This is a genomic window from Streptomyces violaceus (assembly GCF_036014075.1).
GTDB lineage: Bacteria > Actinomycetota > Actinomycetes > Streptomycetales > Streptomycetaceae > Streptomyces > Streptomyces violaceus.
Window position 1 is genome coordinate 4,994,870 of record NZ_CP107911.1, and the last position, 24,249, is coordinate 5,019,118.

19 protein-coding genes are annotated in these 24,249 nt (G+C 71.3%); 15 read left to right on the forward strand and 4 right to left on the reverse strand.

Going from position 1 to position 24,249, the window contains the following annotated elements; genetic code table 11:
• The first annotated feature begins 169 nt into the window (after positions 1–169).
• A complete protein-coding gene (locus OG542_RS22635; RefSeq protein WP_328413364.1) occupies positions 170–1,150 on the forward strand; it encodes a WD40 repeat domain-containing protein in 981 nt (326 codons plus the stop codon).
• 16 nt (positions 1,151–1,166) lie between these two features.
• Here the strand turns inward: OG542_RS22635 and OG542_RS22640 are convergent, their stop codons facing one another.
• Positions 1,167–1,949: a TetR/AcrR family transcriptional regulator gene (locus OG542_RS22640; RefSeq protein ID WP_311126326.1), complete on the reverse strand. Its 783-nt coding sequence runs from the start codon at positions 1,947–1,949 to the stop codon at positions 1,167–1,169.
• 99 nt (positions 1,950–2,048) lie between these two features.
• On the opposite strand from OG542_RS22640, the gene OG542_RS22645 reads away from it, so the two are divergent.
• The 7 genes from OG542_RS22645 to OG542_RS22675 all read left to right on the forward strand — a co-directional run bounded on the left by OG542_RS22645 (position 2,049) and on the right by OG542_RS22675 (position 10,644).
• Entirely contained in the window at positions 2,049–3,008 is a 960-nt protein-coding gene (locus OG542_RS22645; RefSeq protein ID WP_328413367.1) for an ATP-binding cassette domain-containing protein, read from the forward strand.
• Positions 3,005–3,823 (forward strand): ABC transporter permease, encoded by an 819-nt coding sequence (locus OG542_RS22650; RefSeq protein ID WP_184597783.1) that lies wholly within the window; start codon positions 3,005–3,007, stop codon positions 3,821–3,823. The genes OG542_RS22645 and OG542_RS22650 overlap by 4 nt, the downstream gene beginning before the upstream one ends.
• 130 nt (positions 3,824–3,953) lie before the next feature.
• Complete coding sequence (locus tag OG542_RS22655) at positions 3,954–5,471, forward strand: cellulase family glycosylhydrolase (RefSeq protein ID WP_328413370.1); 1,518 nt, start codon at positions 3,954–3,956, stop codon at positions 5,469–5,471.
• An 80-nt stretch (positions 5,472–5,551) separates the two neighbouring features.
• Positions 5,552–6,223, forward strand: coding sequence for a hypothetical protein (locus OG542_RS22660; protein WP_328413372.1), 672 nt, complete (start codon positions 5,552–5,554; stop codon positions 6,221–6,223).
• Complete coding sequence (locus tag OG542_RS22665) at positions 6,223–8,403, forward strand: bifunctional polysaccharide deacetylase/glycosyltransferase family 2 protein (protein WP_328413374.1); 2,181 nt, start codon at positions 6,223–6,225, stop codon at positions 8,401–8,403. Before OG542_RS22660 ends, OG542_RS22665 begins: the two co-directional genes overlap by 1 nt.
• A 144-nt stretch (positions 8,404–8,547) precedes the next feature.
• Complete coding sequence (locus OG542_RS22670; protein WP_328413376.1) at positions 8,548–8,853, forward strand: hypothetical protein; 306 nt, start codon at positions 8,548–8,550, stop codon at positions 8,851–8,853.
• A gap of 192 nt (positions 8,854–9,045) precedes the next feature.
• A complete protein-coding gene (locus OG542_RS22675) occupies positions 9,046–10,644 on the forward strand; it encodes an alpha/beta hydrolase (protein WP_328413378.1) in 1,599 nt (532 codons plus the stop codon).
• 101 nt (positions 10,645–10,745) lie between these two features.
• Here OG542_RS22675 and serC read toward each other — a convergent pair whose 3' ends face one another.
• Positions 10,746–11,864, reverse strand: a complete 1,119-nt coding sequence (serC, locus tag OG542_RS22680; protein ID WP_328340205.1) for a phosphoserine transaminase — start codon at positions 11,862–11,864, stop codon at positions 10,746–10,748.
• Positions 11,865–11,938: 74 nt separating this feature from the next.
• Positions 11,939–13,288, reverse strand: a complete 1,350-nt coding sequence (locus OG542_RS22685; RefSeq protein WP_328413380.1) for a glycoside hydrolase family protein — start codon at positions 13,286–13,288, stop codon at positions 11,939–11,941.
• A gap of 208 nt (positions 13,289–13,496) precedes the next feature.
• Between OG542_RS22685 and OG542_RS22690 the strand changes: the two genes are divergently transcribed.
• From OG542_RS22690 to OG542_RS22720, 7 genes are all read left to right on the forward strand, one after another.
• Positions 13,497–14,516 carry a LacI family DNA-binding transcriptional regulator gene (locus OG542_RS22690; protein WP_261680842.1) on the forward strand — a complete coding sequence of 340 codons (1,020 nt, stop codon included), beginning with the start codon at positions 13,497–13,499 and terminating at the stop codon, positions 14,514–14,516.
• A gap of 140 nt (positions 14,517–14,656) precedes the next feature.
• A complete protein-coding gene (locus OG542_RS22695; RefSeq protein WP_328413383.1) occupies positions 14,657–15,997 on the forward strand; it encodes an ABC transporter substrate-binding protein in 1,341 nt (446 codons plus the stop codon).
• A gap of 102 nt (positions 15,998–16,099) precedes the next feature.
• Complete coding sequence (locus OG542_RS22700; RefSeq protein WP_328413385.1) at positions 16,100–17,092, forward strand: carbohydrate ABC transporter permease; 993 nt, start codon at positions 16,100–16,102, stop codon at positions 17,090–17,092.
• 7 nt (positions 17,093–17,099) lie between these two features.
• Positions 17,100–17,942: a carbohydrate ABC transporter permease gene (locus OG542_RS22705; protein WP_311126315.1), complete on the forward strand. Its 843-nt coding sequence runs from the start codon at positions 17,100–17,102 to the stop codon at positions 17,940–17,942.
• A 57-nt stretch (positions 17,943–17,999) separates the two neighbouring features.
• Positions 18,000–20,930, forward strand: a complete 2,931-nt coding sequence (locus OG542_RS22710) for an FAD-binding and (Fe-S)-binding domain-containing protein (RefSeq protein WP_328413388.1) — start codon at positions 18,000–18,002, stop codon at positions 20,928–20,930.
• A gap of 115 nt (positions 20,931–21,045) precedes the next feature.
• The gene (locus OG542_RS22715) at positions 21,046–22,182 is read left to right on the forward strand and encodes a lipid II:glycine glycyltransferase FemX (RefSeq protein ID WP_328413390.1); all 1,137 of its coding nucleotides are present in this window, start codon (positions 21,046–21,048) and stop codon (positions 22,180–22,182) included.
• 169 nt (positions 22,183–22,351) lie between these two features.
• Positions 22,352–23,311, forward strand: coding sequence for an EamA family transporter (locus OG542_RS22720; RefSeq protein WP_328413393.1), 960 nt, complete (start codon positions 22,352–22,354; stop codon positions 23,309–23,311).
• 8 nt (positions 23,312–23,319) lie between these two features.
• Here the strand turns inward: OG542_RS22720 and OG542_RS22725 are convergent, their stop codons facing one another.
• Positions 23,320–24,168: a phosphotransferase enzyme family protein gene (locus OG542_RS22725; RefSeq protein ID WP_328413395.1), complete on the reverse strand. Its 849-nt coding sequence runs from the start codon at positions 24,166–24,168 to the stop codon at positions 23,320–23,322.
• Between the last annotated feature and the right edge of the window lie 81 nt (positions 24,169–24,249).

Genomic DNA, 24,249 nt, shown 5'->3' on the forward strand with positions numbered 1-24,249 from the left:
TCAAGCCGGGATCGAGCCGCCGGACGGGGTGTGAGTCGGACCACGCGCGACGGCCGGCCGGCGGAGCGCGGGTGCCCCGGCCCTCCCAGTACCCCCGGCACCATGTGATCCTCCTGCCCGTGATCCGTTGTGCCCGATGAACCGCGGAGCGGGATGGCAGTCTTGGGGCATGCGCAGACCGTTCGCCTTCCTCGCCGCGGCTCTCCTCGTGGGCGCCTTCGCCGTGCCCGCCTCCGCCGCCGACGGGGACGAGGAGTTCACGATCAAGGATCCGCGCATCACCGAGTCCAGCGGCCTGACGGCCTCCCGCCTGCACCCCGGCATCTACTGGACGCACAACGACAGCGACGACGGGGCGTACCTCTACGCCGTCGACAGCGCGACGGGCGAGACGGTCGCCACGATCACCATGGCCGGCGTGGGCAGCCCGCGCGATGTCGAGGCCATCTCCATCGGGCCGGACAACCAGATCTACGTCGGCGACATCGGCGACAACCTCGGCGGCACCTGGCCGTACGTGTGGATCTACCGGCTGCCCGAGCCGAAGAACCTGCGCGACCAGACCGTCCGGGCCACGCAGTACGTCGTGAAGTACTCCGACGGCGCGCGGGACGCCGAGTCGCTCGTCGTGCACCCGAAGACCGGCCGCGTCTACATCGTCGACAAGAACGAGAAGGGCGGGCACCTCTACGAGGGGCCGGCCGAACTCTCCCCCTCCGGGGCGAACGTCTTCAAGCCCGTCGCGGCCGTCCCCGACCTGGAGGCCACCGACGCCACGCTCTCCCCGGACGCCGAACACCTCGTCGTACGAAGCTACTTCGGAGCGATCGCGTACGACTGGAACGGCGGGAAGATCAAGCGGAAGGAGCGGCTCGGCGTGCCGTTCCTCGGGCAGGGGGAGTCCGTCACCTACACCGCCGACGGGAAGAAGCTCATGTACGGCGCCGAGGGGGCCGACAGCCCCGTGGAGCCGCAGGACGCTCCCGGGTCCGGTGGGTCCGGCTCGCCCTCCGGCAGCGGCAGTTCGGCCGCCTCGGACGGTGCCGGCGGCGACGGGCTGACCGGCAACCTCAAGGCCGGCGCCATCGCCGTCGCCGTGGCGTGCGCCGTGCTGTTCGGGCTGCGGGGGCTGAGGCGACGGCGACGGTAGGGGAGTCCGGCAGGCCCTAGGTGGCCGACTGGCCGCGCCGCTCCACCAGGACCTCAAGCCCGTCCAGGATCCGTTGCAGCCCGAACTCGAAGTGGTCGAAGTCGGACCCGAAGCTGTCCTCGGAGAGCGAGGCCATCACCGGGTAGCGGCCGGAAGCCATGGCCTTCTCCAGGACCGGCACCTGCGCCTGCCAGAACTCGGCGTCCGTCAGGCCCGTCCGGCGCTCCGCCTCCCGCTCGTACAGCTGCGTGCGCGCGGCTCCGACGACGTACCCGTCGATCATGATGACCGCGGAGACCAGCTCGGGGTCGGTCAGCCCCATCGGGCGGATCCGGGTGAGGATCTTCTCCATGCCGTCGACGGCGCTCGGGCCGAGCACCGGGCGGGACTGGTTGACGTGGAGCAGCCAGGGGTGGCGGCGGTAGAGGGCGAGGGTCGTGCGGCCCAGTGCCTCCAGGGCGGCGCGCCAGCCACCGTCGCCGAGGTCGGACGGGTTGTCGGAGCGGCGCTGCACCCGGTCCAGCATGAGGTCGAGCAGCTCGCCCTTGCCGGGGACGTACCGGTACAGCGACATGGTGCCGGTGCCGAGTTCGGCGGCGACGCGGCGCATGGACAGCCCGCCCAGTCCCTCGGCGTCCGCCACCTGGACGGCGGCTTCCACGATCCGGTCCAGGGTCAGGGTCGGTTTGGGGCCCCGGCTGGGGCGCCGGCCGGTGTCCCACAGCAGCTCGAGGGTGCGGGCGATATCGCCGCTGCCGCTGGTCTCCGTACTGCCCGCACCACTCGTACCGCTCGTCATGGGCCCAGCTTAGGGGGCCGTACAAAAACTGGGTACGCTGTACGCGCAATAGGGTACGCTGTACCCAGTTGAGGCGGGGACGCACACGGGAGGGGCGGCATGGACGGATACGCGGTACGGGCCGAGGCGCTGGAGAAGCGGTACGGCGAGAAGCGCGCCCTCGACGGCTTCGACCTGGCCGTACGCGAGGGCACGGTGCACGGTCTGCTCGGGCCGAACGGGGCGGGAAAGACCACCGCCGTGCGCATCCTGTCCACGCTGATCCGGCTGGACGGGGGCGGGGCGACGGTCGCGGGTCTCGACGTGGCCCGGCAGCCGCGCGAGGTCCGGGCCCGGATCGGGCTCACCGGGCAGTACGCGGCGGTGGACGAGGTGCTCACCGGCCGGCAGAACCTGGAGATGTTCGGCCGTCTGTTCCATCTGGGCGGGCAGCGGGCCAAGCGCCGGGCCGGCGAACTGCTGGAGCAGTTCGACCTGGCCGACGCCGCCGACAAGGGCGTGGGCAAGTACAGCGGCGGCATGCGGCGCCGCCTCGACCTGGCCGCGTCGATGATCCTCGCGCCGGCCGTCCTCTTCCTCGACGAGCCGACGACGGGCCTGGACCCTCGCAGCCGGGGCGAGGTCTGGGAGTCCGTGCGGGCGCTGGTGGCGGGCGGCACGACGGTGCTGCTGACCACGCAGTACCTGGAGGAGGCCGACAAGCTGGCCTCGCACATCACCGTCATCGACCAGGGGCGGGCCATCGCCGACGACACCCCGGACGGGCTGAAGAACCTGGTCGGCGGCGACCGGATCGAGGTCGTGGTCGCCGAGCGGGCCGAGATCCCGCGGGTGGTGAAGGTGGTCGCCCGGGTCACGGACGGCGAACCCGAGGCGGACGAGACCGAGTTGCGGGTGCACGCCCCGGTCACCGACCGGGTCACGGCGCTCACCGAGGTGGCGCGAACCCTGCAGGACGAGGGCGTCCGCGTCGAGGACATCGGGCTGCGCAGGCCGAGCCTCGACGACGTGTTCCTGCGCCTGACCGGACACCGGACCGAGAAGGAGGCCGCGGCGTGAGTGCCATCGACCTGAGTACGCCGAGCACGCGGGGCGGTACGTACTGGCTGCTCGCCGACTGCTGGAACATCGTCCGCCGCGGCCTGACCCACTACCAGCGCCAGCCCGTCAACATCGCCTGGCAACTGGGCTTCCCGATCCTGTCCGTGCTGCTCTACGGCTATGTCTTCGGCAGCGCGATGAAGGTGCCGGGTGGCGGGAACTACCAGGACTTCCTGATGCCGGGCATGTTCGCGATGACCATGGCGTTCGGCTTCATCAACACGGCGACCGTCGTGGTCTACGACTCCACCAAGGGCGTCATCGACCGCTTCCGCTCCATGCCGATGGCGTCCTCCGCGGTGGTGGCCGGGCGCGGGGTCACCGATCTGATCGTCGCCTGCGCCGAGTTGGCGATCATGATGCTCACCGCGCTCGCCATGGGCTGGCGGCCGGACGGTGGCCTGGGCTTCCTCGGCGCGTTCGGGCTGCTGCTGTGGCTGCGCTTCTCGCTGATCTGGATCGGCGTGTGGCTCGGCCTGATCGTGCCCAACCCGGAGGCTGCGGGCGGCCTCTTCGCGGTCGCCTTCCCGCTGACGATGATCTCCAGCATCTTCGTCGCGCCGCAGCTGATGCCCGACTGGCTGGGCTGGGTGGCGGTCTGGAACCCGATCTCCTCCACGGCGGCGGCGACCCGCGAGCTGTTCGGCACGCCGGTCGGCGGTGACACCTGGGTCGAGCAGCACGCGCTGCTGATGGCCGGGGTGTGGCCGGTGATCCTGACGGTGATCTTCCTGCCGCTCGCGGTACGGCGGTTCAAGAAGCTGAGCCGGTAGCGGGGGCGACGCGCACCTCCCGGAGGCTTGACGTGCTCATGGTGCGTCAGTTTCCTGGGAGGTGCGCGGCGTTATGGGAGCGCTCCCATTCGATTCCGGGGCCGCGCCTCTCCCGAGAGGAAGCAGCCACATGTTCCGCACTCTGCGCAGAGCGCTGTGTGTTGCCGCGGCGCTCCTGTTACCGCTGGCCGGCACGCAGTCGGCACAGGCCGACGTGGGTACGAAGGCCGCGGGCGACGGCTACTGGCACACCAGCGGCCGTCAGATCCTGGACGCGGCGGGCCGGCCCGTCCGGATCGCCGGCGTCAACTGGTTCGGCTTCGAGACCGACATCCGCGTCGTCCACGGCCTGTGGGCCCGCGACTACAAGAGCATGATCGACCAGATGAAGTCGCTGGGCTACAACACCATCCGGATGCCCTTCAGCGACGACATCCTCAAGCCGGGCGCCATGCCCGAGAGCATCAATCACGACGGCAAGAACACCGACCTGCGCGGGCTGACGTCATTGCAGGTCCTGGACCGGATCGTGGCGTACGCCGGACAGGCCGGACTCAAGATCGTCCTCGACCGGCACCGCCCGGACGCGGCCGGCCAGTCGGCCCTCTGGTACACGGCGTCGGTTCCCGAGTCGACCTGGATCGCCAATCTCAAGGCCCTGGCCACGCGCTACAAGGGCAACTCCACCGTCGTCGGCATCGACCTGCACAACGAGCCCCACGACCCGGCCTGCTGGGGCTGCGGCGACACGAGCAGGGACTGGCGGCTGGCCGCCCAGCGCGCGGGGAACGCGGTGCTGTCGGTCAACCCCGAGCTGCTGATCATGGTCGAGGGCGTGCAGTCTCACAACGGCACGAACGGCTGGTGGGGCGGCAACCTCATGGGCGTGGCCCAGTACCCGGTCCAGCTGGACGTGCCGAACCGGCTGGTGTACTCGGCCCATGACTACGCCACGTCGGTGGCCCAGCAGTCGTGGTTCAGCGACCCGTCCTTCCCCGCCAACATGCCGGGCATCTGGGACAAGTACTGGGGCTACGTCTTCAAGCAGAACATCGCCCCGGTGTGGCTCGGCGAGTTCGGTACGACGCTCCAGCCGGCGGTGGACCAGAGGTGGCTGTCCGCGCTGGTGACGTACCTGCGGTCGACCTCGGCGAACGGCGCCGACAGTTTCCACTGGACGTTCTGGTCCTGGAACCCCAACTCCGGCGACACGGGAGGCATCCTGAAGGACGACTGGCAGACCGTGGACACCGCGAAGGACGGATACCTCAAGGCGATCAAGGCACCGGGCTTCGCGGGAGGCGGTTCCGGGCCGGACCCCGGCGGGCCGGGTGACCCCGGCGGCCCGGCCGCCTGCGCCGCCGTCTACACGGTGAGCAGCGACTGGGGCGGCGGCTTCAACGCCGAGGTGAAGGTGACGAACACCGGCACTACGCCGCTGACCTCGTGGAAGGTCGCCTGGACGTGGAGCGGCACGCAGAAGGTCACCAGCATGTGGAACGCCTCGTACACGCAGAGCGGGGCGAGCGTGACGGCTGTGAACGCCGCGCACAACGGGAGCGTGCCGGTGGGGTCTTCGGCGAGCCTCGGTCTCGGCGGCGCTCCCGGGGGCGGAGCGGTGCCGAGTGTGAGCTGTACGGCGACCTGACGTCCGGGGTCAGGGGGCGTCCGGTGCTCGCCGGGCGCCTCGGCCGACCGACGGCTCCACGGCGGCGTACGCTGGCATTTATGGCGCCTTACCGTGCCAATAGGGAGCAAACAGGGCAGGAACCGTCGAGCGATCCGCGCCTCCCGGTGTTCGTCGACTCCTCCGGCCGGCGTGCGCGTAATCTCCGGCGCGCCGGCTACGGACTGGCCGGCTGTGCGGCGGCCTACATGGCGGTGCTGGGGCTGAGCCTGATGGGAGCGACGCCCTTCGCGCCGGGGGCGCTGCTGCCCGGCGACGTGGCGGCGCCCGCCGCACCGAGGGCCCAGGCCCCGGGCGGGACGCCCCTGGCACCGCCTGACGACACCTCGGACGCGGCCGGCCCCAGCGCCCTGCTCGTCCCGGGGCTCACCGGGCCCGGCCCTTCCCTCGTCCCGCCCCTTGTGCCCGGGAGCCCACCGCCCGGCGCACCGGCACCTTCCGACACACCAGAACCGCAGGCACCACCGACACAGGAGCCGCCCTCACCGGAGCAGCCCGCCGACCCCGATGATCCCACCGCTCCCTCCCCTGAACCGGGCACGGGCACCACCACGCCCTCGCCTCCGGCCCCGCCCTCACCCGCTCCGCCCACCACTGCCCCACCCGCCCCACCGGCACCTGAGCCCACAGGGCCGGCGACCGGCCCCTCGGCACCGTCCGGTGTCGCCGAGACGCCCCCGCCCGCCGACCCCTCGGTGGCCGAGGCCCCCTGATGCGGCGGCGCCCCGACCGGTCACCCGACCGTCCATCGAGGCCGTCCGGTCCGCGGCGGACGCGAGCGCCCCTGGCGCCCCGGCATCGCTTCCGCATCGTCGTCCCCCTGGTCCTGCTGGCCTTCGTCGCCTCGGTCCTCCTCGTCGAGGGCTACACCACCAGGGGTTTCGCCGGCGACCAGGAAGGGCGCGGCGGACGACCGGCCACCGGCGTCCCCCGCTCGATCGCCGACGGCGGCCCGGTCGTCGACACCACCAACGATCGTCCGCGCACCTATCGCACGCCGGACAAGACCGTCGTCCTGACCTTCGACGACGGCCCCGACCCCACCTGGACGCCCCGCATCCAGGCCGTTCTCGACCGCTACGGCACGCCCGGCACCTTCTTCGTCACCGGGCAGCAGACCGCCCGGTACCCGGACGTGCTGCGCCGTGTGGTCCGCTCCGGCCACGAGATCGGCGTGCACACCTTCTCCCACCCGGACCTGACCACCCGGTCCGCGAGCGACGTCGACCGGGAGCTGTCGCTGACCCAACTCGCCCTCGCCGGGGCCGCGGGCATCCACAGCTCGCTGATGCGGATGCCCTACTCCTCGACTCCCTCCGCCCTGGACGCCTCGGAGTGGTCCCTGGCCCGGAGCCTGGGCGAGAAGGGCTACGTCCTGGCGTTCATCGACCAGGACACCAACGACTGGCGGCGGCCGGGCGCCCGGGAGATCACCGACGCGGCCACACCGACCGCGGGCAGGGGTGCGGTCGTCCTCCTGCACGACGCGGGAGGGGACAGGTCGCAGACGGTCGAGGCCCTCGAGACCCTGATCCCCCGGCTGCAGGCCCAGGGCTATCGCTTCACCACGATCGCCGGCCTCGTCGGCACCGACACCCTCACCAGCCCCGTCGACGCGGCGGACCTGTGGAGCGGCCGCGTCTTCGTGGCCGCCGTCACCGTGTCGGCGACAGCGGTCACGGCCGTCAGCGCGCTGCTGCTGGTGGTCGGTTCGCTCGTCCTCGCCCGGTGTGTGCTGCTGATCGTCCTGGCCCGTCACCACGCCCGCCGCCGACGCCCCGGCCCCGGCGGGCACCGGCCCGTCACCCGGCCCGTCAGCGTCGTCATCCCCGCCTGCAACGAGAGGCTGTGCATCCCCAAGACGCTCCGCTCCCTCGCCGCTAGCGACCACCCCGTCGAGATCATCGTGGTGGACGACGGTTCCCGCGACGGCACCGCCGACCTCGCGGAGTCACTCGCCCTCGAGAACGTCACCGTCGTCCGACAGCCCAACGGCGGCAAACCCGCCGCCCTCAACACCGGTGTCCTGCGGGCCTCCCACGACCTCGTCGTCATGCTGGACGCCGACACCGTCTTCGCCCCCTCGACCGTCGGCCGCCTCGTCCAGCCGTTCGCCGACCCTCGGGTCGGGGCCGTCGCGGGCAACGCCAAGGTCGGAAACCGACGGCGGCTGCTCGGCCGGTGGCAGCACATCGAGTACGTCATGGGCTTCAACCTCGACCGCCGCATGTACGACCTGCTGCGCTGCATGCCCACCATTCCCGGTGCCGTCGGGGCCTTTCGCGCCGAGGCCCTGCGGGACGCCGGAATGGTGAGCGCGGACACCCTCGCCGAGGACACCGACCTCACCATGGCCCTGCACCGGGCCGGGTGGGAGATCCGTTACGTGCCGGACGCACTGGCCTGGACCGAGGCACCCTCCTCGCTGCGGGAACTGTGGCGCCAGCGCTACCGGTGGAGCTACGGCACGATGCAGGCCGCGTGGAAACACCGTCACGCGCTGCTCGAGCGCGGTCCCGCGGGCCGCTTCGGCCGCCTCGGCCTGCCCCTGCTGGCCGTCTTCCAGATCTTCACCCCGCTGCTCGCCCCGCTGATCGACATCCTGGCCCTCTACGGCCTGGTGTTCGGGAACCCGCTCACCACCGTGCTCGCGTGGTGCGGCGTGCTGGCGGTGCAGGCCGTCTGCGCCGCGTACGCCTTCCACCTCGACGGCGAGCGGCTCCGGCCCCTGTGGGCGCTCCCTCTGCAACAGGTCGTCTACCGCCAGGTGATGTATCTGGTCCTCACCCAGGCCTGCCTGACCGCGATCAACGGCTATCGGCTGCCCTGGCAGCGGCTCAAGCGCAGTGGAGACGTGGTGCTGCCCCCGCAGCCCTCGACCCGCCGGACGTGAGCCGCCGGACGTGAGCGGCCGCCGCGGCGGCGTACGGTGCGGGCGGCCGTTCGGGTTCAGTTGCCCGGCCGAGGAGCCGTCAGCCTTCCTCCTGGGCGCTTTTCCGCTCAAGGTGTGATCATGAAAACTCCACGTTTGTACCGTATGCCTCGATCTCTGGCGCACTCGGCCGGTGCGGCCGTCATCATCCTCGCGGCGGCGCTGACCTCCGCCGCGCCCGTCGCGGCCCAGGCCGCTGCGCCGTCTGGCCGTGGCGACGGTCAGGGTTCCTCGTGCACCACGTCACGCGACCAGAGGCAGGGACTCGAAAGCATCGTCTGGTCTGTCCTGTTCGGCTCCCAGAACGCCATGACGGAGACCCGATGCGAGGGTGACGCGGCGAAGGGAGAGCAGGAGAAGGGGGAGCAGGAGGGCGTCACCGGTGTCCTTCAGCCCTTCGCAGGATCCTGACCTGTTGGGACTGGCGGTATGTTCGTAATAGCCCAAGTGCCCCTTCTTTGAAGGGGTTTGGGTGCATGGGGTGACTCGATTCGGTCAAGTCTTGGTCGAATATGTATGTGCATGGCGTGCTCTTCCGAAACGATGCGGCACGGCCCGTGTGACACGCGGGCCTGACCCCCCTCACCGTTCTGAGAGAACTCCATGAGAAGAAGCGCAGCCGTACTGTGCGGCGCGACCGTCGTACTGGCCGGGACACTCACCGCCGCTCCCGCCAGCGCCGACGCGTCGCACTCCGCGAACACCGCCCGGGCCGCGAAGGTCACGTGGAAGAAGTGCGCCACGGACGACTCCCCGACGCTCCAGTGCGCGTCGGTGAAGGTGCCGCTCGACTACGCGAAACCGCAGGGGAAGCAGATCACGCTGGCGCTGTCCCGCGTGCCGCACACCGCCTCGACGTACCAGGGCCCGCTGCTCGTCAACCCCGGCGGCCCCGGCGGCAGTGGCCTGTCGCTGGCGAGCTTCGTCGCGTCCTCCCTGCCCAAGGAGGTCGCGGCCCAGTACGACGTCATCGGCTTCGACCCGCGCGGCGTGGGCGCGAGCAAGCCCGCCCTGGACTGCAAGCCGGGCCACTTCGACCCGGTGCGCCCCGACTCCGTGCCCAGCGCGCCCGCGATCGAGAAGGCCAACCTCGCGCGCGCCAAGTCCTTCGCCCAGGCCTGCGGCAAGAAGTACGCCGATGTCCTGCCGTACATCAACACGGTCAGCGCCGTGAAGGACATGGACTCGATCCGCAAGGCCCTCGGCGCCAAGAAGATCAACTACTTCGGCTACTCGTACGGCACCTATCTCGGCGCGGTCTACGCCAAGTTGTTCCCCCAGCGGGTGCGGCGCCTGGTGCTGGACTCGATCGTCGACCCGACCGGGGTCTGGTACGACGCCAACATCAAGCAGGACTACGCCTTCGACAAGCGCCACAAGGCGCTCATGGCCTGGACAGCCAAGTACGACTCCACGTACAAGCTCGGCACCGATCCGAAGAAGATCGAGGCCAAGTGGTACGCCATGCGGGCGGCCCTCGCCAAGAAGCCGGCGGGCGGCAAGGTGGGCGCCTCCGAACTTGAGGACATCTTCATACCCGGCGGCTACAACAACGCCTACTGGCCCACCCTCGCCAAGACGTTCGCCGCCTACGTCAACGACCACGACACCGCCGCGCTGGTCAAGGCGTACGACGACATCGCCGCCATCGACGCCTCCGGCGACAACGGCTACAGCGTCTACACCTCCGTGCAGTGCCGTGACGCCTCCTGGCCGCGCGACTGGAACCAGTGGCGCAAGGACAACTGGGCCGTGTACGAGAAGGCCCCGTTCATGGCCTGGAACAACGCCTGGTACAACGCCCCGTGCGCGTTCTGGCCGACGAAAACGCTGAAGCCGGTGAACGTCGCCAACTCCAAGCTCCCGCCGGTCCTGCTGTTCCAGGCGACGGACGACGCGGCCACCCCGTACCAGGGCGGCGTCACCATGCACCGCCTGCTGAAGGGCTCCAGCCTGGTGGTGGAGCAGGGCGGCGGCAACCACGGCATCACGCTGGGCGGCAACGCCTGCCTCGACAAGCACCTGGCGGCGTACCTCACCAACGGCAAGGTGCCGCACGGCAGCGGCACGGCCGACGCCGTCTGCAAGAAGCTGGCCGACCCCAAGCCGCAGGCCACGGCACAGAAGACGCCGGGCGCGGCCGGGCCGACCGTCGCGGCGGTCGGCAAGACCCTGAGCGGGCTCCTGGGCCACGGCGGCTGAACCTGCCCGCCTGAGCATCGTCCGAGGTGACGAGAGGGGCGCCCCGCGGTGATCCGCCGGGCGCCCCTCAATCACGTACGAGACTCACGTACGAGAGAAGGTCAGAGCTTCTCGATCACGTAGTCGACGCACTTCGTGAGCGCCTCGACGTCCGCCGGGTCGATCGCCGGGAACATCGCGACACGCAGCTGGTTGCGGCCGAGCTTGCGGTACGGCTCGGTGTCGACGATGCCGTTGGCGCGCAGGACCTTGGCCACGGCGGCGGCGTCGACCTCGTCGGTGAAGTCGATCGTGCCGATGACCTGCGAGCGCTTGGCCGGGTCGGCGACGAACGGGTTCGCGAACTTGACGTCCTCGGCCCAGCCGTACAGCGTGCGCGCGGACGTGGCCGTGCGGCGGACCGACCAGTCGAGGCCGCCCTGGCCGTTGATCCACTCCAGCTGGTCGTTGAGGAGGAACAGCGTGGCGAGGCCCGGGGTGTTGTACGTCTGGTTCTTGCGGGAGTTGTCGATCGCCGTGGGCAGCGAGAAGAACTCCGGGACGTGACGGCCGGACGCGTGGATGCGCTCCGCGCGCTCGATCGCCGCCGGGGAGAAGACACCGATCCACAGTCCGCCGTCGGAGGCGAAGGACTTCTGCGGGGCGAAGTAGTAGACGTCCGTCTCGGCGATGTCGACGGGCAGGCCGCCGGCGCCCGACGTGGCGTCGACCAGGACCAGAGAGCCCTCGTCGGCGCCCGCCACGCGCTTGATCGGCATGGCGACACCGGTCGAGGTCTCGTTGTGCGTGAAGGCGTAGACGTCCACGCCCGCCTCGGCGACCGGCTCGGGGTGCGTGCCCGGGTCCGAGGAGATGACGTCCGGCTCGGCCAGCCACGGCGCGAGCTTGGCGGCCTTGGCGAACTTGGAGGAGAACTCACCGAAGGTGAGGTGCTGCGACTTGTTCTCGATCAGCCCGTGCGTCGCGACGTCCCAGAACGCGGTGGAGCCGCCGTTGCCGAGGACCACCTCGTAGCCGTCGGGGAGCTGGAACAGCTCACGGACGCCCTCGCGCACCTTGCCGACCAGGTTCTTGACCGGGGCCTGCCGGTGGGAGGTGCCCATGAGGGAGGTGCCGGTGGCGGCGAGGGCGTCCAGCGCCTCCGTCCGCACCTTGGAGGGACCCGCGCCGAAACGTCCGTCGGCGGGCTTGATGTCAGCGGGAATCTGGATCTCAGCCACGCAGGGGAGCGTAGCCGTTTCCGGAAACCTGGGCGAAACGTCGTCCGTCGGGTGAGACGGTGTTCCGGCGGCCGTCAGTGCGGCGGCGGGCCGGGCCAGACGGCCGAGGCGTCGTCGCGGTGCGGGGCCGGCAGCCGGACCGGGCGGACGGCGACAGGGCGGACGCGGCCCTCGGAGGCGGCCGTCCAGGGGGCGGGGCGGCCGGAGTAGCACAGGGTGGTGAGGACGAAGACGCCGTCGGCGTAGACCTCGACGTACTCACCGACGGTGAGGATGCGCAGTGCGGCGGCGGGTTCCGGCAGGAGGGTCTCGCCGAGCGGAGTGCCCTCGGGGCCGGTGACCCGGAGGTTCTTGCCGTCGCAGCCGACCGTGAGCGCGGGCCGGCCCTCGTCGGAGACATGCGTGCGCAGGGTGATCTCGGTGCGGCCGGAGAGGTCGATGTCACCGACGGCGTGCAGGGGGGCGTCGTACGTCTCCTCGCCGAGCCAGGGGTCCAGGCCCGGCCACCATTCCAGGCGGGGCACCGCCTCCTCCCTTACGACGAGGGACTTGGGCTGGGCGAGCATGCCGCGGCAGCGGTCGCCGGTGTCGGTGAGGCCGACGCGGCGGGGGGTGGTGTGCAGCACGACGCGGGAGCCGTCTGGGGCGGTGACGACGCGCGGGGCGTACGCGCCCGTCGGGCCGAGCGGACCGCGGCGGGTCCACGGACCGCGCAGGCGCGGGGCGGTCCACGCCTCGAAGTTCCGGGTGGCGCCGACGGAGCCGAGCAGCAGCCAGCCGCCGTCGTCGAGGCGCTCCAGGGCCGGGCACTCCAGTTCGTCGACGTCGCCGGGGGAGATCAGCGGCGGGTGGACGGTCCAGTGCTCCAGGTCGTCGGAGGTGGCCCAGGCGACGCAGCCGCTGACCTCGACCGGCAGGGAGGCGTCGGCGGCGCAGACCACCATGACCCAGCCGCCGGACTCGTCGTCGCGTACGACGAAGGGGTCGCGCCAGCCCATGCGTTCGCCCGTGCGGTACCAGCGCCCGTCCGCCTCGACGACCGGCCCCGTGCCGTGGCGCCGCCAGCCGGTGCCGTCGGCGCGGTCGGAGTGGGCCAGGCCGACCGACTGCAGGGGCCAGCCGTCGGGGGTGAGTCCGGAGACGGCGGTGTAGAGCATCGCCATTCCGTCGCCGTGCGGGAAGGCGTGCATGGTCCACACCGCCTGCTGGTCGAAGCGGCCCGGCAGGCCGTTGCCGAAGGCCGTGCCCTGCGGCTCCCAGTGGACCAGGTCGGTGGAGGTGGCCCGGCCGTAGGACGTCTCCATGCGCAGGTGGTCGAACTCGGCCGTCCACGGCCCCTGCAGGTGCAGCGCGGTGTAGGTGCCGTCCGCGTGGCGCAGGAGGTCGAAGTCGTTCACACAGAGGCCGGGCGGCGCGTATCGCATGGACGGGTCCTGTCTGCCGACAGCGGCACTCAAACGCGTGCGCTGTGCTCTGGCTGGCGAGAGTTCTTCTGAGAGTCAGCCGAAGTAAATCTGAACGCAAACGCTTGCGCAACAGAAGGGGCGGGTTTACGGTCTCGTCACTCCCCCTCACGCCGACGTGCTTCCGGGCCCCCTGACCCGCGGCGTGCACCCGATCAAGGAGCGTCCCGTGACGGTCAGCATCACCGATGTCGCAGAGGCCACCGGGGTCTCGGCGTCCACCGTGTCCCGCGCCCTGCGCGGCCGTCCCGGAGTGTCGGAGGAGATGCGGGCGAGGATCGTCGCGGCCGCCGCCGAGTTGGGCTACACCGCCTCGCGCTCGGCGTCCAGCCTGGCCAGCGGGCGCACTTACACCATCGGCGTCGTCGTCCCGTACGTGGGCCGCTGGTTCTTCGGCACCGTGCTGGACTCCGCCGAGAAGGTCTTCAGCGCCGCCGGTTACGACGTCCTGCTGTACAACCTCGGCTCACCGGAGGCCCGCAAGCGCTTCTTCACCAAGCTGCCGATCCGCAAGCGGGTCGACGCCGTGCTGTCCCTGCTGATCCCGGACCCGGAGGAGGCCGCAGCCCTGCGCTCCCTCGATGTGCCGCTGGCGACCACGGTCGGCGGCGCCCGGCCCGGGTTCACGGTGGTCGGCATCGACGACCGGGGCGGCGCGGAGAGCGCCGTACGGCATCTGGTGAACCTCGGCCACCGGCGGATCGGCATGATCTCCGGCGCCAGCGAGCCGCTGCACTGGACCACGCCCCTGGACCGCCGGCAGGGCTACCTGGACGTGCTGGCCGACGCCGGGATCGAGCCCGACCCCGCCCTGGAGGCGGACGGCGGATACACCGTCGAGGGCGGCGAGCGGGCCATGACCGAGCTGCTGGCGCTGCGCCACCCGCCGACCGCCGTGTTCGCCCAGTCCGACGAGATGGCGATGGGCGCGCTGCGCGCCCTGCGCCGGCACCGGCTGAGGGTTCCGGAGGACGTGTCCGTCGTCGGCTTCGACGATCACGAGCTGTCCGAGGTGGTCGGGCTGACCACCGTGGCCCAGCCGGTCGCGGCCCAGGGCCGGGAGGCGGCCCGGCTGCTGCTGGCGTGGCTGGACGGCCCGGACGCCGGGCCGCCGCCCCCCGTCGAGATGCCCATCCGTTTCGTTCTCCGCGAGACCACCGCTCCGCCGCACACCGGCCGGCAGCGATAGCGCCAGCCGTCCCCACACCGGCCGGCGGCGACAGCGCCACCCCTCCCCTTCCCCGCCCGCGACCGGGGGCGCCGTCCCGGCCCCCGGACCCTCCCCACCGTCCGCGCACCCACCCGCACACCCCGCACGGAGGCACCATCATGATCATCGGCAACAGAAAACACCGTCGTACGGGCCTGACGGCCCTCGCCCTGCTGCCCCTGGCCGCGCTGGCCGCCTGTGGCGGGGGCGGCGGCGGGGACACCTCCGCCGAGGAGGGCAGCGGCAAGGGCACCATCAGCGTCTGGGCCCACCAGGGCCAGGCGAGCGAGGCGACCGCGCTGCAGAACGCGGTGAAGTCCTTCAACTCCTCGCAGAACGACGTCAAGGCCGAGCTGAAGCTCATCCCCGAGAACGACTACACCAAGACCATCACCACCACCGACGCCTCCCAACTGCCGGACGTACTGGAGTTCGACGGCCCGACGATGGCGAACTTCGTCTACAACAGCAAGCTCGCCCCGGTCGACGGCCACGTCTCCGCCAAGACCCTCGGCAACGTCAGCGATGCGATCAAGGCGCAGGGCGAGATCGACGGCAAGCACTACGGCCTGGGCATGTTCGACGCCGGGCTCGGCATGTACGCCAACAAGAAGCTGCTCGACGCGGCCGGCGTGAAGTACCCGAAGAGCGTGGACGACGCCTGGACGGCCGAGGAGTTCGGCAAGGCGCTCACGGCGCTGAAGGGCAAGGACTCCGACGGCAAGGTCCTCGACATATCGGAGCAGTACGGCCTGGCCACCGAGTGGGGCACCTTCGGCTTCTCCCCGATCGTCTGGTCGGCCGGCGGCGGCCTGCTGAAGGACGGCAAGGCGGAGGGCGCCCTCGACAGCCCGGACGTCGTCTCCGCGATGAAGACCTTCCAGTCCTGGAAGACGTACGTCGACCCCAACACCGACGGCAACGCCTTCGCCAGGAGCAAGGTGGCGCTGAGCTGGGTCGGCCACTGGAACTACCCCGCGTACAGCGAGGCGCTCGGTGACGACCTCGTCGTCCTGCCGCTGCCGGACTTCGGCAAGGGCCCCAAGACCGGCCAGGGTTCGTGGGCCTGGGGCATCGGCGCCGCCGGCAAGAACGGCAAGGCCGCCGGCACCTTCCTGGACTACCTGCTGAACGACACCAACGTCGGCGCGATGACGAAGGCCAACGGCGCGGTGCCCGCCACCAAGTCCGCACTCGCCAAGAGCGAGCTGTACAAGAAGGGCGGCCCGCTCCAGCTCTTCGCCGACCAGCTCGCCCAGCCCTGCGGCGACAGTGACATCAGCGCCTCCTGCGTCGCCGTCACCCGCCCGGTGAGCGCCGGATACCCCACGGTCACCGCCAAGTTCAACACGGCCCTGAACTCGATCTACGGCGGTGCCGACCCCAAGGAAGCCCTGCAGAAGGCCGCCCGCGCCATCGACCGGGACTTCACCGACAACGCCGGCTACGAGATCCCGTAACCCGCAGGACGCATCGGCCCGGGCGGGCCGTCGGCGACGTGGCGACGCAACGGCGCAGCCACGTACCGGCCGAGCCCGCCCCGCCGGGAAGAGGACCCTCCCGTGAAAACCGTGGAACCCGCGCACCCCGCGGCCCCTGGCCGGGCGCAGGCCGCCTCGTCCACGCCCTCCGCGAAGCCCTCGCGTCCGTCGCGCGGCAACCGCGACCGGCTGCACGGGCTGCTGATGTCGGCCCCGGCCGTCGGCGGGCTGATCGCCTTCGTCGGCATCCCGTTCGGCTACGCCGTGGTGCTCTCCTTCTACAACGTCCGCCTCGGCTCGCCGCTGGAGCCCACCTTCTTCGGCGTGGAGCACTACCGGCGGCTGTTCACCGACCCCGACCTGTCCGGCCCGTTCCTGCGGGCGCTGCTGAACAACCTGACCTTCGCCGCGGTCGTCGTACCGCTCCAGACGGGTCTGGCGCTGGCGCTGGCGATCCTGCTCAACCGCAAGCTGAAGGCCATCGGCCTGTTCCGGTCCTTCTTCTTCATGCCGGTGGTCTTCCCGATGGCGCTGGTCGCCGTGATCTGGCGGCTGATCCTCGCCCGCAGTGAGCAGGGCATGCTCAACTCCCTGCTGGACACGGTGAGTTTCGGAAACTGGGGTGCCTTCGACTGGCTCGGCGACGGGTTCACCGCGATGGGCTCAATCATCGTGCTGTCGGTGTGGCAGGGCGTCGGCTTCCAGATGGTCATCCTGCTGGCCGGCCTCCAGCAGATCCCGGGCGAGCTCTACGAGGCCTCCGAGCTGGACCGGGCCTCGCGCTGGCAGCAGTTCCGGCACGTCACCCTGCCCGGCATCCGCGGCACCCTCGTCTTCGTCGCGATGCTGACCTCGGTGCTGTCCTTCCGGGTCTTCGACCAGGTGTACATCCTCATCCGCGGCGGCGGCCTGGACGAGGACGCCACCCGGACGGTGATGTACCAGGCCGTCACCACGGCCTTCGACCAGAACAACATCGGCCAGGCCTCGGCCGTCACGGTGGTGTTCTTCCTGATCGTCGTCGCCCTGACGATCGTCCAGCGCCGCGTCGTCCGGCCCGACAACGAGGACTGACTCCACCATGGCCATGACCCGTACGCCCGTACGCCGCGTCCTCGACTACACCGTCCTGAGTGTCCTGGCGTTCGTCTTCGCCCTCCCCGCGCTCTACCTCTTCCTCGGCAGCCTCAAGCCGTCCGACGAGGTCCTGAACGGTCTGTCCGGCTTCCTGCCCACCCATCTCTCCTTCGACAACTACACCGCCGTCCTCGACAGCCTCAGCTCCGACAGCACCGGCTACTTCTGGCAGTTCATGGGTGTGTCGGTGCTGCTGTCGTTCGTCGTGGTGACGGGCGGACTGATCGTCAACTCGATGGCCGCGTACGGGCTGACGCGGCTGAAGTGGCGGGGACAGAACGCGGTGTTCACCCTCGTCCTGCTGCTGATGCTGATCCCGTTCGAGTCGGTGGCGGTGCCGCTGTTCTACATGTTCAACGGCCAGCGCAACACCCTGTTCATCCAGGCGCTGCCGTTCGTCGCCAACGCCTTCGCGATCTACCAGTTCCACACGTTCTTCAAGAAGATCCCGCCGAGCATCGAGGAAGCGGCCCGGCTGGACGGGGCGGGGCCCTGGCGCACCTTCTTCGCGATCATCGTGCCGATGTCCAGGCCGGTGTTCGCCTCGGTCGCGATCCTCACCTTCCTCATCCAGTGGGGCTCCTTCCTGTGGCCGGTGCTGATGGTGTCCGACCCGGCGGTGCGTCCCCTCCCTCTGGAGATGAGCGTCTTCCAGGGACAGCAGCCCCCGGACTGGGGCCAGATCCTCGCCTTCGGCGTGCTGCTGGTCCTGCCCGTGCTGATCGTCTTCGCGTTCTTCCAGCGCTGGTTCGTCGAGGGCGTGGCCAGCTCCGCCGTCAAGGGCTGAGGCCTCAAGGGGGTGCCCCGATCCATCACTGTCAGTGATCGGGTGCATGCTGGACGCATGACGGATGCCGGGGATCTCCCTGCCCTTGAGGCCGAGCTGAGCCGGGTCGTCCGGGGTGACGTGGGTTTCGACGTCACCTCCCGGGCGCTGGTCACCATGGACGCCTCCAACTACCGGCGCGTGCCGCTGGGTGTGGTCGCTCCCCGTGACGCCGACGACGTGTCGGCCGTCCTGGAGGTGTGCCGGGAGCGCGAAGTCCCGGTCGTGGCGAGAGGCGGCGGGACGTCGATCGCGGGGCAGGCGACGGGGACGGGTGTCGTGCTGGACTTCACCCGGTACATGAACCGGCTCGTGTCGCTCGACCCGGAGACCCGCACCGCCGTCGTGCAGCCGGGGCTGGTGCTCGACCGGCTCCAAGAGGCCGCCGCTCCGCACGGGCTCCGCTTCGGCCCCGACCCCTCCACGCACAGCCGCTGCACGCTCGGCGGCATGATCGGCAACAACTCGTGCGGCTCCCACTCGGTGGCGTGGGGGACCACCGCCGACAGTGTCCGCGAGCTGGACGTGGTCACCGCGCGGGGACGGCGGCTGCGGCTCGGGCAGGACTGGGCCGGGGCGCCGGACGGGCTGCGGGTCCTGGTGGACGGCGAGCTCGCCCGGTTGCGCACCGGCTTCCCGGAACTGCCCCGCCGTATCTCCGGGTACGCGCTGGACGCCCTGCTGCCCGAGCGGGGCGCCGACGTGGCCCGCTCCTTCTGCGGTTCCGAGGGCACGCTGGGCGTGCTGACGGAGGCGGTCGTAGGACTGGTCGAGGCGCCACGCGCGCGTGCGCTGGCCGTGCTGGCGTACGCCGACGAGAGCGCGGCGGCTCAGGCCGCCGCCGGGCTGCTGCCGTTCGGGCCGCTGACGGTGGAGGGGATGTCGGCGGACCTGGTGCCGTCCGCGGCCGCGCTGCCGCGGGGCGCGGCCTGGCTCTTCGTGGAGACCGGCGGGGAGTCGGCGGCTCAGGCACGCGCCCGTGCGGAGGCGATCGTGCGGGCGGCCGACGTCGTGGACGCCCTGGTGGTCACCGACCCGGCGGGGCAGCGGGCGCTGTGGCGGATCCGGGAGGACGCGAGCGGTACGGCGACGCGGATGCCGGACGGGAGCGAGGCGTGGCCGGGTTGGGAGGACTGTGCGGTACCGCCCGCCCGGCTCGGAGCGTATCTGCGGGACTTCCGGGGGCTGCTCACCGAGCACGGGCTGCGTGGCACGCCGTACGGGCACTTCGGGGACGGCTGCATCCACGTCCGTATCGACTTCGACCTGCTGACGGAGGCGGGTGTCGCCCGTTTCCGCCGCTTCTCGGAGGAGCTCGCGGAGCTGGTGGTGGCGCACGGCGGGTCGCTGTCCGGCGAGCACGGGGACGGGCAGGCACGGGCGGAGCTGCTGCCCCGGATGTACGGGCAGGAGATGGTGGGCCTGTTCGAGCGGGCGAAGGGGGTGTGGGACCCGGACGACCTGCTCAACCCGGGGATGCTCGTACGCCCGGCCCCCCTCGACGCCGACCTGCGCTTCTCCGTCCTGCCCCGCGAACCGGTCGAGGTCGCCTTCGGCTACCCCTTGGACGGCGGTGACTTCTCGGCGGCCGTACGACGCTGCGTGGGCGTCGCCAAGTGCCGTACGACGTCGGTGTCCGGCTCCTCCGTCATGTGCCCGTCCTTCCGGGCGACCGGCGAGGAAGAACACTCCACACGCGGGCGGGCCCGGCTGCTGCACGAGATGCTCGCGGGCGAGGTCGTGACCGACGGCTGGCGCTCGACCGAGGTACGGGACGCGCTGGACCTGTGCCTGTCCTGCAAGGGCTGCCGCTCGGACTGCCCGGTCGGGGTCGACATGGCCACGTACAAGGCGGAGTTCCTCCACCACCACTACGCCGGGCGACGCCGTCCGGCCGCGCACTACGCGATGGGCCGGCTGCCGGAGTGGCTCCGGGCGGTGTCCCGCACGCGCACGGCACGGCTGGTCAACGCGCTCTCGGCGATGCGGCCCTTCGCGTGGGCGGCGAAACGACTGGGCGGCGTCGCACCCGAGCGGGAGATTCCGCGGGTGGCGAGGCGGACGTTCAGCCGGTGGTGGGAGCGGCGGCGGGGTGAGGCGACCGTCGGTTCCGGCGCCCTGGTCATCCTGTGGCCCGACACCTTCACCGAGCACCTCTCGCCCTCCGTCGGGCAGGCCGCCGTGCGGGTGCTGGAGGCGGCCGGGCTGCGGGTGGGGCTGCCGCCGACGCTGCGGCTGGTGAGACCGCCGGTGGGCGACGGGCGGACGGTCGCGATGGATCCGCTGTCGGTGCTGCGCGGCCGGGGCCGCGTCTGCTGCGGGCTGACGTATGTGTCGACGGGCCAGCTGGACCGCGCCCGGGCGGTCATGCGCCGCACGCTCGACCTGATGGAACCGGTGCTGGAGACCGACGCCCCGGTCGTGGTCCTGGAGCCGAGCTGTGCAGCGGCCCTGCGCTCCGACGTCCCCGAGCTGCTGCACGACGACCCGCGCGCGGCCCGCCTCGGCGCGAAGGTCCTCACCTTCGCGGAGACGCTGGAACGCCACGCCCCCGACTGGACGCCGCCCCGCGTGGATCGCCCGGTGGCCGGCCAGACCCACTGCCATCAGCACGCGGTGCTGGGCGACGCCGCCGACCGCCGGCTGCGCCAAGCCGCTCTGCTCTCCGGCGAACTGAGCGGCGGCTGCTGCGGTCTCGCGGGGAACTTCGGCTTCGAGAAGGGCCACTACGAGGTGTCCACGGCCTGCGCGGAGGAACACCTTCTGCCGTCGGTACGGGACGCCCCGGACGGCACGGTGGTCCTGGCGGACGGCTTCTCCTGCCGCACACAGCTCGAACAGCTGGCGGGGGTGCGGGGGAGCCATCTGGCAGAGGTCCTGGCGGCGGCGCTGGAGAGGGCCGGGGATGAGGCCGGAGGGGGAGGGACCGAGCCGGAGGACGAGCGGTGAAGCGGGCTGCTTGAGGCGTTCGGACCACGTGACGGGCGGACCCGAGTGTCTGAGCCGGAGGTGGGCCGGGCCGCTCCTACGCTCGCGGGACGAGCCACTCGAAGGAGCCCCGCGTATGAGCATCCGCGTCAAACCGATCACCCGTGACGAGCACCTCGCGTTCGTCGCGGCCCGCCCCTCCGCCAGCCACACACAGGTCCCGTCGTGGGGCGAGGTGAAGCCCGACTGGCGGGCGGAGAGTCTGGGTTGGTTCGACGCGGTCGGGCGGCTCGTCGGCGCGGGGCTCGTACTGCTGCGCCCGCTGCCCGGGCCGCGGCTGCCCGGGCTGCGGAGATACCTCGCGTACCTGCCCGAGGGCCCGCTCGTCGACTGGTACGAGCCCGGCCTCGAGCGGCTGCTGGAGCCGATGCTCGCGCACCTGAGACGGCGGGGTGCCTTCGCGGTGCGGATGGGCCCGCCGGTCGTGGTGCGCCGCTGGAGCGCCGAAGCGGTCAAGACGGGGATCGCGGACCCGGCCGCCGGGCGGCTGAACGACGTGCGGGCGACGTCGTACGACCCGCGCGCCGGCCGGATCGCGGGCGATCTGCGCCGCATGGGCTGGCGGCAGACCGAGGCCGGCGGCGAGGGCGGCTTCGCCGCGGGGCAGCCCCGGTACGTCTTCCAGGTGCCGTTCGCCGGCCGGTCACTGGACGACATCCACAGCGGCCTGAACCAGCAGTGGCGGCGCAACATCAAGAAGGCGGAGAAGGCCGGCGTGAAGGTCGTACGCGGCGACCTCGAGGATCTGCCGGCCTTCCACGAGCTGTACAGCGAGACCGCCGAGCGGGACCAGTTCATCCCGCGCCCGCTGTCCTACTTCCAGCGCATGTGGAGCGCGCTCACCGCCGAACACCCGGACCGTATGCGGCTCTACCTCGCGTACCACGACGGCGAGGTGCTCGCCGCCGCCACCATGCTGACCGTCGGCGACCACGTCTGGTACTCCTACGGCGCCTCCACCAGCCGCCGGCGCGAGGTCCAGCCGAGCAGCGCCGTGCAGTGGCGCATGATGACCGACGCCCATGAACTCGGCGCCGCCGTCTACGACCTGCGCGGCATCACCGACACCCTGGAAGAGTCCAGCCACCTGCTGGGCCTGCTCCGCTTCAAGGTGGGCACCGGCGGCGAGGCCGTCGAGTATCTCGGCGAATGGGAGTACCCCCTCAACCGGCTGCTGTACAAGGCGTTCGGCCTCTATCTCTCCCGGCGCTGAGGCGCATCCGGCCCACCCGGGCGTCTCACTGACCAAGACAGAGGCAAAATGGCTTCACGCACCTGACTGAGTCCATTAATCTGGACCGGGAAGTACATCGGGATGTACGTGGAGTGCAGGTCGGTGTACAGACAGCCCGCACCCCGAGCCGACCAGCACAGGACCGCCCGTGACCACCCCCGCCAGCGCCACCACGCCCCAGTCCGCGACGGCCACCACGCCCTCCCCGGCCGGCGGCCCCGGCCGACTCGGGTCCCTCGGGCCCGTGGGCCTGGTGCTCGCGGGCGGCATCTCCGTACAGTTCGGCGGCGCGCTGGCGGTGACCCTGATGCCGAGGGCGGGTGCCCTCGGGGTGGTGGCGCTGCGCCTGCTCGTGGCGGCGGTCGTCCTGCTGCTGGTCTGCCGTCCGCGACTGCGCGGCCACTCGCGCACCGACTGGGGCACGGTCGTCGTCTTCGGCATCACCATGGCCGCGATGAACGGCCTCTTCTACCAGGCCGTCGCCCGCATCCCGCTGGGCCCCGCGGTCACGCTGGAGGTCCTCGGCCCGCTCGCCCTCTCGGTCCTCGCCTCCCGCCGCGCGATCAACCTGGTGTGGGCGGCACTCGCCCTCGCCGGTGTCTTCCTCCTCGGCGGCCAAGGCTTCAGCGGCCTCGACCCCACGGGAGCGGCCTTCGCCCTGGGCGCCGGCGCCATGTGGGCGGCATACATCGTCTTCAGCGCCCGTACGGGCCGCCGCTTCCCGCAGGCGGACGGGCTGGCCCTGGCGATGGCGGTCGGTGCGGTGCTGTTCCTGCCCCTGGGCATCGCCGAGTCGGGGGCGAAGCTGGCCGACCCGGTCACACTGGGGCTGGGCGCGGCGGTGGCCCTGCTCTCCTCGGTCCTGCCCTACACGCTCGAACTCCTCGCCCTGCGCCGCCTGCCCGCCTCCACCTTCGCGGTCCTGATGAGCCTGGAGCCGGCCATCGCCGCGACGGCCGGCTTCCTCATCCTCCACCAGGCCCTCTCCGCCATGGAGGCCGCCGCGATCGCCCTCGTCGTCGCGGCGAGCATGGGGGCGGTGCGCACGCAGGTGGGCCGCGGGCGCAAGAAGACGGCGGCGCTGGAGAGCACGGCCCTGGAGGGCTAGGGCCAGGGCTAGGGCCAGGACCAGGACTCGCGCTCGAGTGCTGCTCGCATCTGGCCGAGCCACTCCGTACCCAGCCGGCGCCCGTTCGGGAACTGGTCGTCTCGATCCCAGCGCCACGTCGTGATCACCGCCAGCACGAGGATCCGGCACTGGCGCAGCACGTCCTGATCGACACCCGGATAGTGCTCGCCGACTTCCTCGGGCGCATGGGCGAGGTCGAATTCGACGGGCCCACGGCAGCACGTCTCGAGGTCGATGAACAGCAGCCCCTCCCCCGTGCTGAGCAGATTGCCCGGATGCGGCTCGCCGTGCAGCAGCTGCTCGGCGCCACCGCGCTCGCCGAGCACTCGTCTCAGGTTTCGCAACGTGCCGCCGAGCAGCTCCCGGTCCGCGTCGGCGAGCGCCGGAGTGCGGTCGCGGTTCGCCACGAGCCGTCGTGCCTGCTCGATCCGTTCCGTGAAGTGCGGCGTCGGGACGTCGAGTCCGCGCATACCGGCATGCAGCCGCTCGAGTGCGTGGGCGTAGTCGGCCGGTGAGACCTCGAGAGGCGTCACGGGTTCGTAGTAGGTCCACAGCGTGATGACGAAGCCGTCACGCTCGTGGACGCGTGGCTCCACTCGCGGCTCGAGAGCGGCCACCGGGCACCCGGCTTCGGCGAGCCGCTGAGCCAGCTCGACCTCGAACTGTGCGACCTGATCCGCTACCGGTGCCACCCGGGCCAGGACGTCACAGGGCAGCAGCCGCAGAGTGAGCTTGTTCGAGTCATGAAGGACGACCGCGTCGTCGGCTGTCAGGCCGAGTGCTGAGGCGGTCGACATGGCCGCGGCCACCGCACGCCGCACCTCTGACGCCTGCATCGTCGCCCGGTCCCTCTCCCTTGAGTGCTGCCCCAACTCTCCGACTGTGCAACGCAATCACTCCGGTCGTGGCACCACCTC

Coding starts and splice junctions, on each gene's coding strand:
- OG542_RS22705 (WP_311126315.1), top strand. CDS start 17,100: ATGGCCATGACCCGTACGCCCGTACGCCGCGTCCTCGACTACACCGTC.
- OG542_RS22660 (WP_328413372.1), top strand. CDS start 5,552: ATGGCGCCTTACCGTGCCAATAGGGAGCAAACAGGGCAGGAACCGTCG.
- OG542_RS22665 (WP_328413374.1), top strand. CDS start 6,223: ATGCGGCGGCGCCCCGACCGGTCACCCGACCGTCCATCGAGGCCGTCC.
- OG542_RS22645 (WP_328413367.1), top strand. CDS start 2,049: ATGGACGGATACGCGGTACGGGCCGAGGCGCTGGAGAAGCGGTACGGC.
- OG542_RS22675 (WP_328413378.1), top strand. CDS start 9,046: ATGAGAAGAAGCGCAGCCGTACTGTGCGGCGCGACCGTCGTACTGGCC.
- OG542_RS22655 (WP_328413370.1), top strand. CDS start 3,954: ATGTTCCGCACTCTGCGCAGAGCGCTGTGTGTTGCCGCGGCGCTCCTG.
- OG542_RS22670 (WP_328413376.1), top strand. CDS start 8,548: ATGCCTCGATCTCTGGCGCACTCGGCCGGTGCGGCCGTCATCATCCTC.
- OG542_RS22685 (WP_328413380.1), bottom strand. CDS start 13,288: ATGCGATACGCGCCGCCCGGCCTCTGTGTGAACGACTTCGACCTCCTG.
- OG542_RS22695 (WP_328413383.1), top strand. CDS start 14,657: ATGATCATCGGCAACAGAAAACACCGTCGTACGGGCCTGACGGCCCTC.
- OG542_RS22725 (WP_328413395.1), bottom strand. CDS start 24,168: ATGCAGGCGTCAGAGGTGCGGCGTGCGGTGGCCGCGGCCATGTCGACC.
- OG542_RS22635 (WP_328413364.1), top strand. CDS start 170: ATGCGCAGACCGTTCGCCTTCCTCGCCGCGGCTCTCCTCGTGGGCGCC.
- OG542_RS22640 (WP_311126326.1), bottom strand. CDS start 1,949: ATGACGAGCGGTACGAGTGGTGCGGGCAGTACGGAGACCAGCGGCAGC.
- OG542_RS22715 (WP_328413390.1), top strand. CDS start 21,046: ATGAGCATCCGCGTCAAACCGATCACCCGTGACGAGCACCTCGCGTTC.
- OG542_RS22710 (WP_328413388.1), top strand. CDS start 18,000: ATGACGGATGCCGGGGATCTCCCTGCCCTTGAGGCCGAGCTGAGCCGG.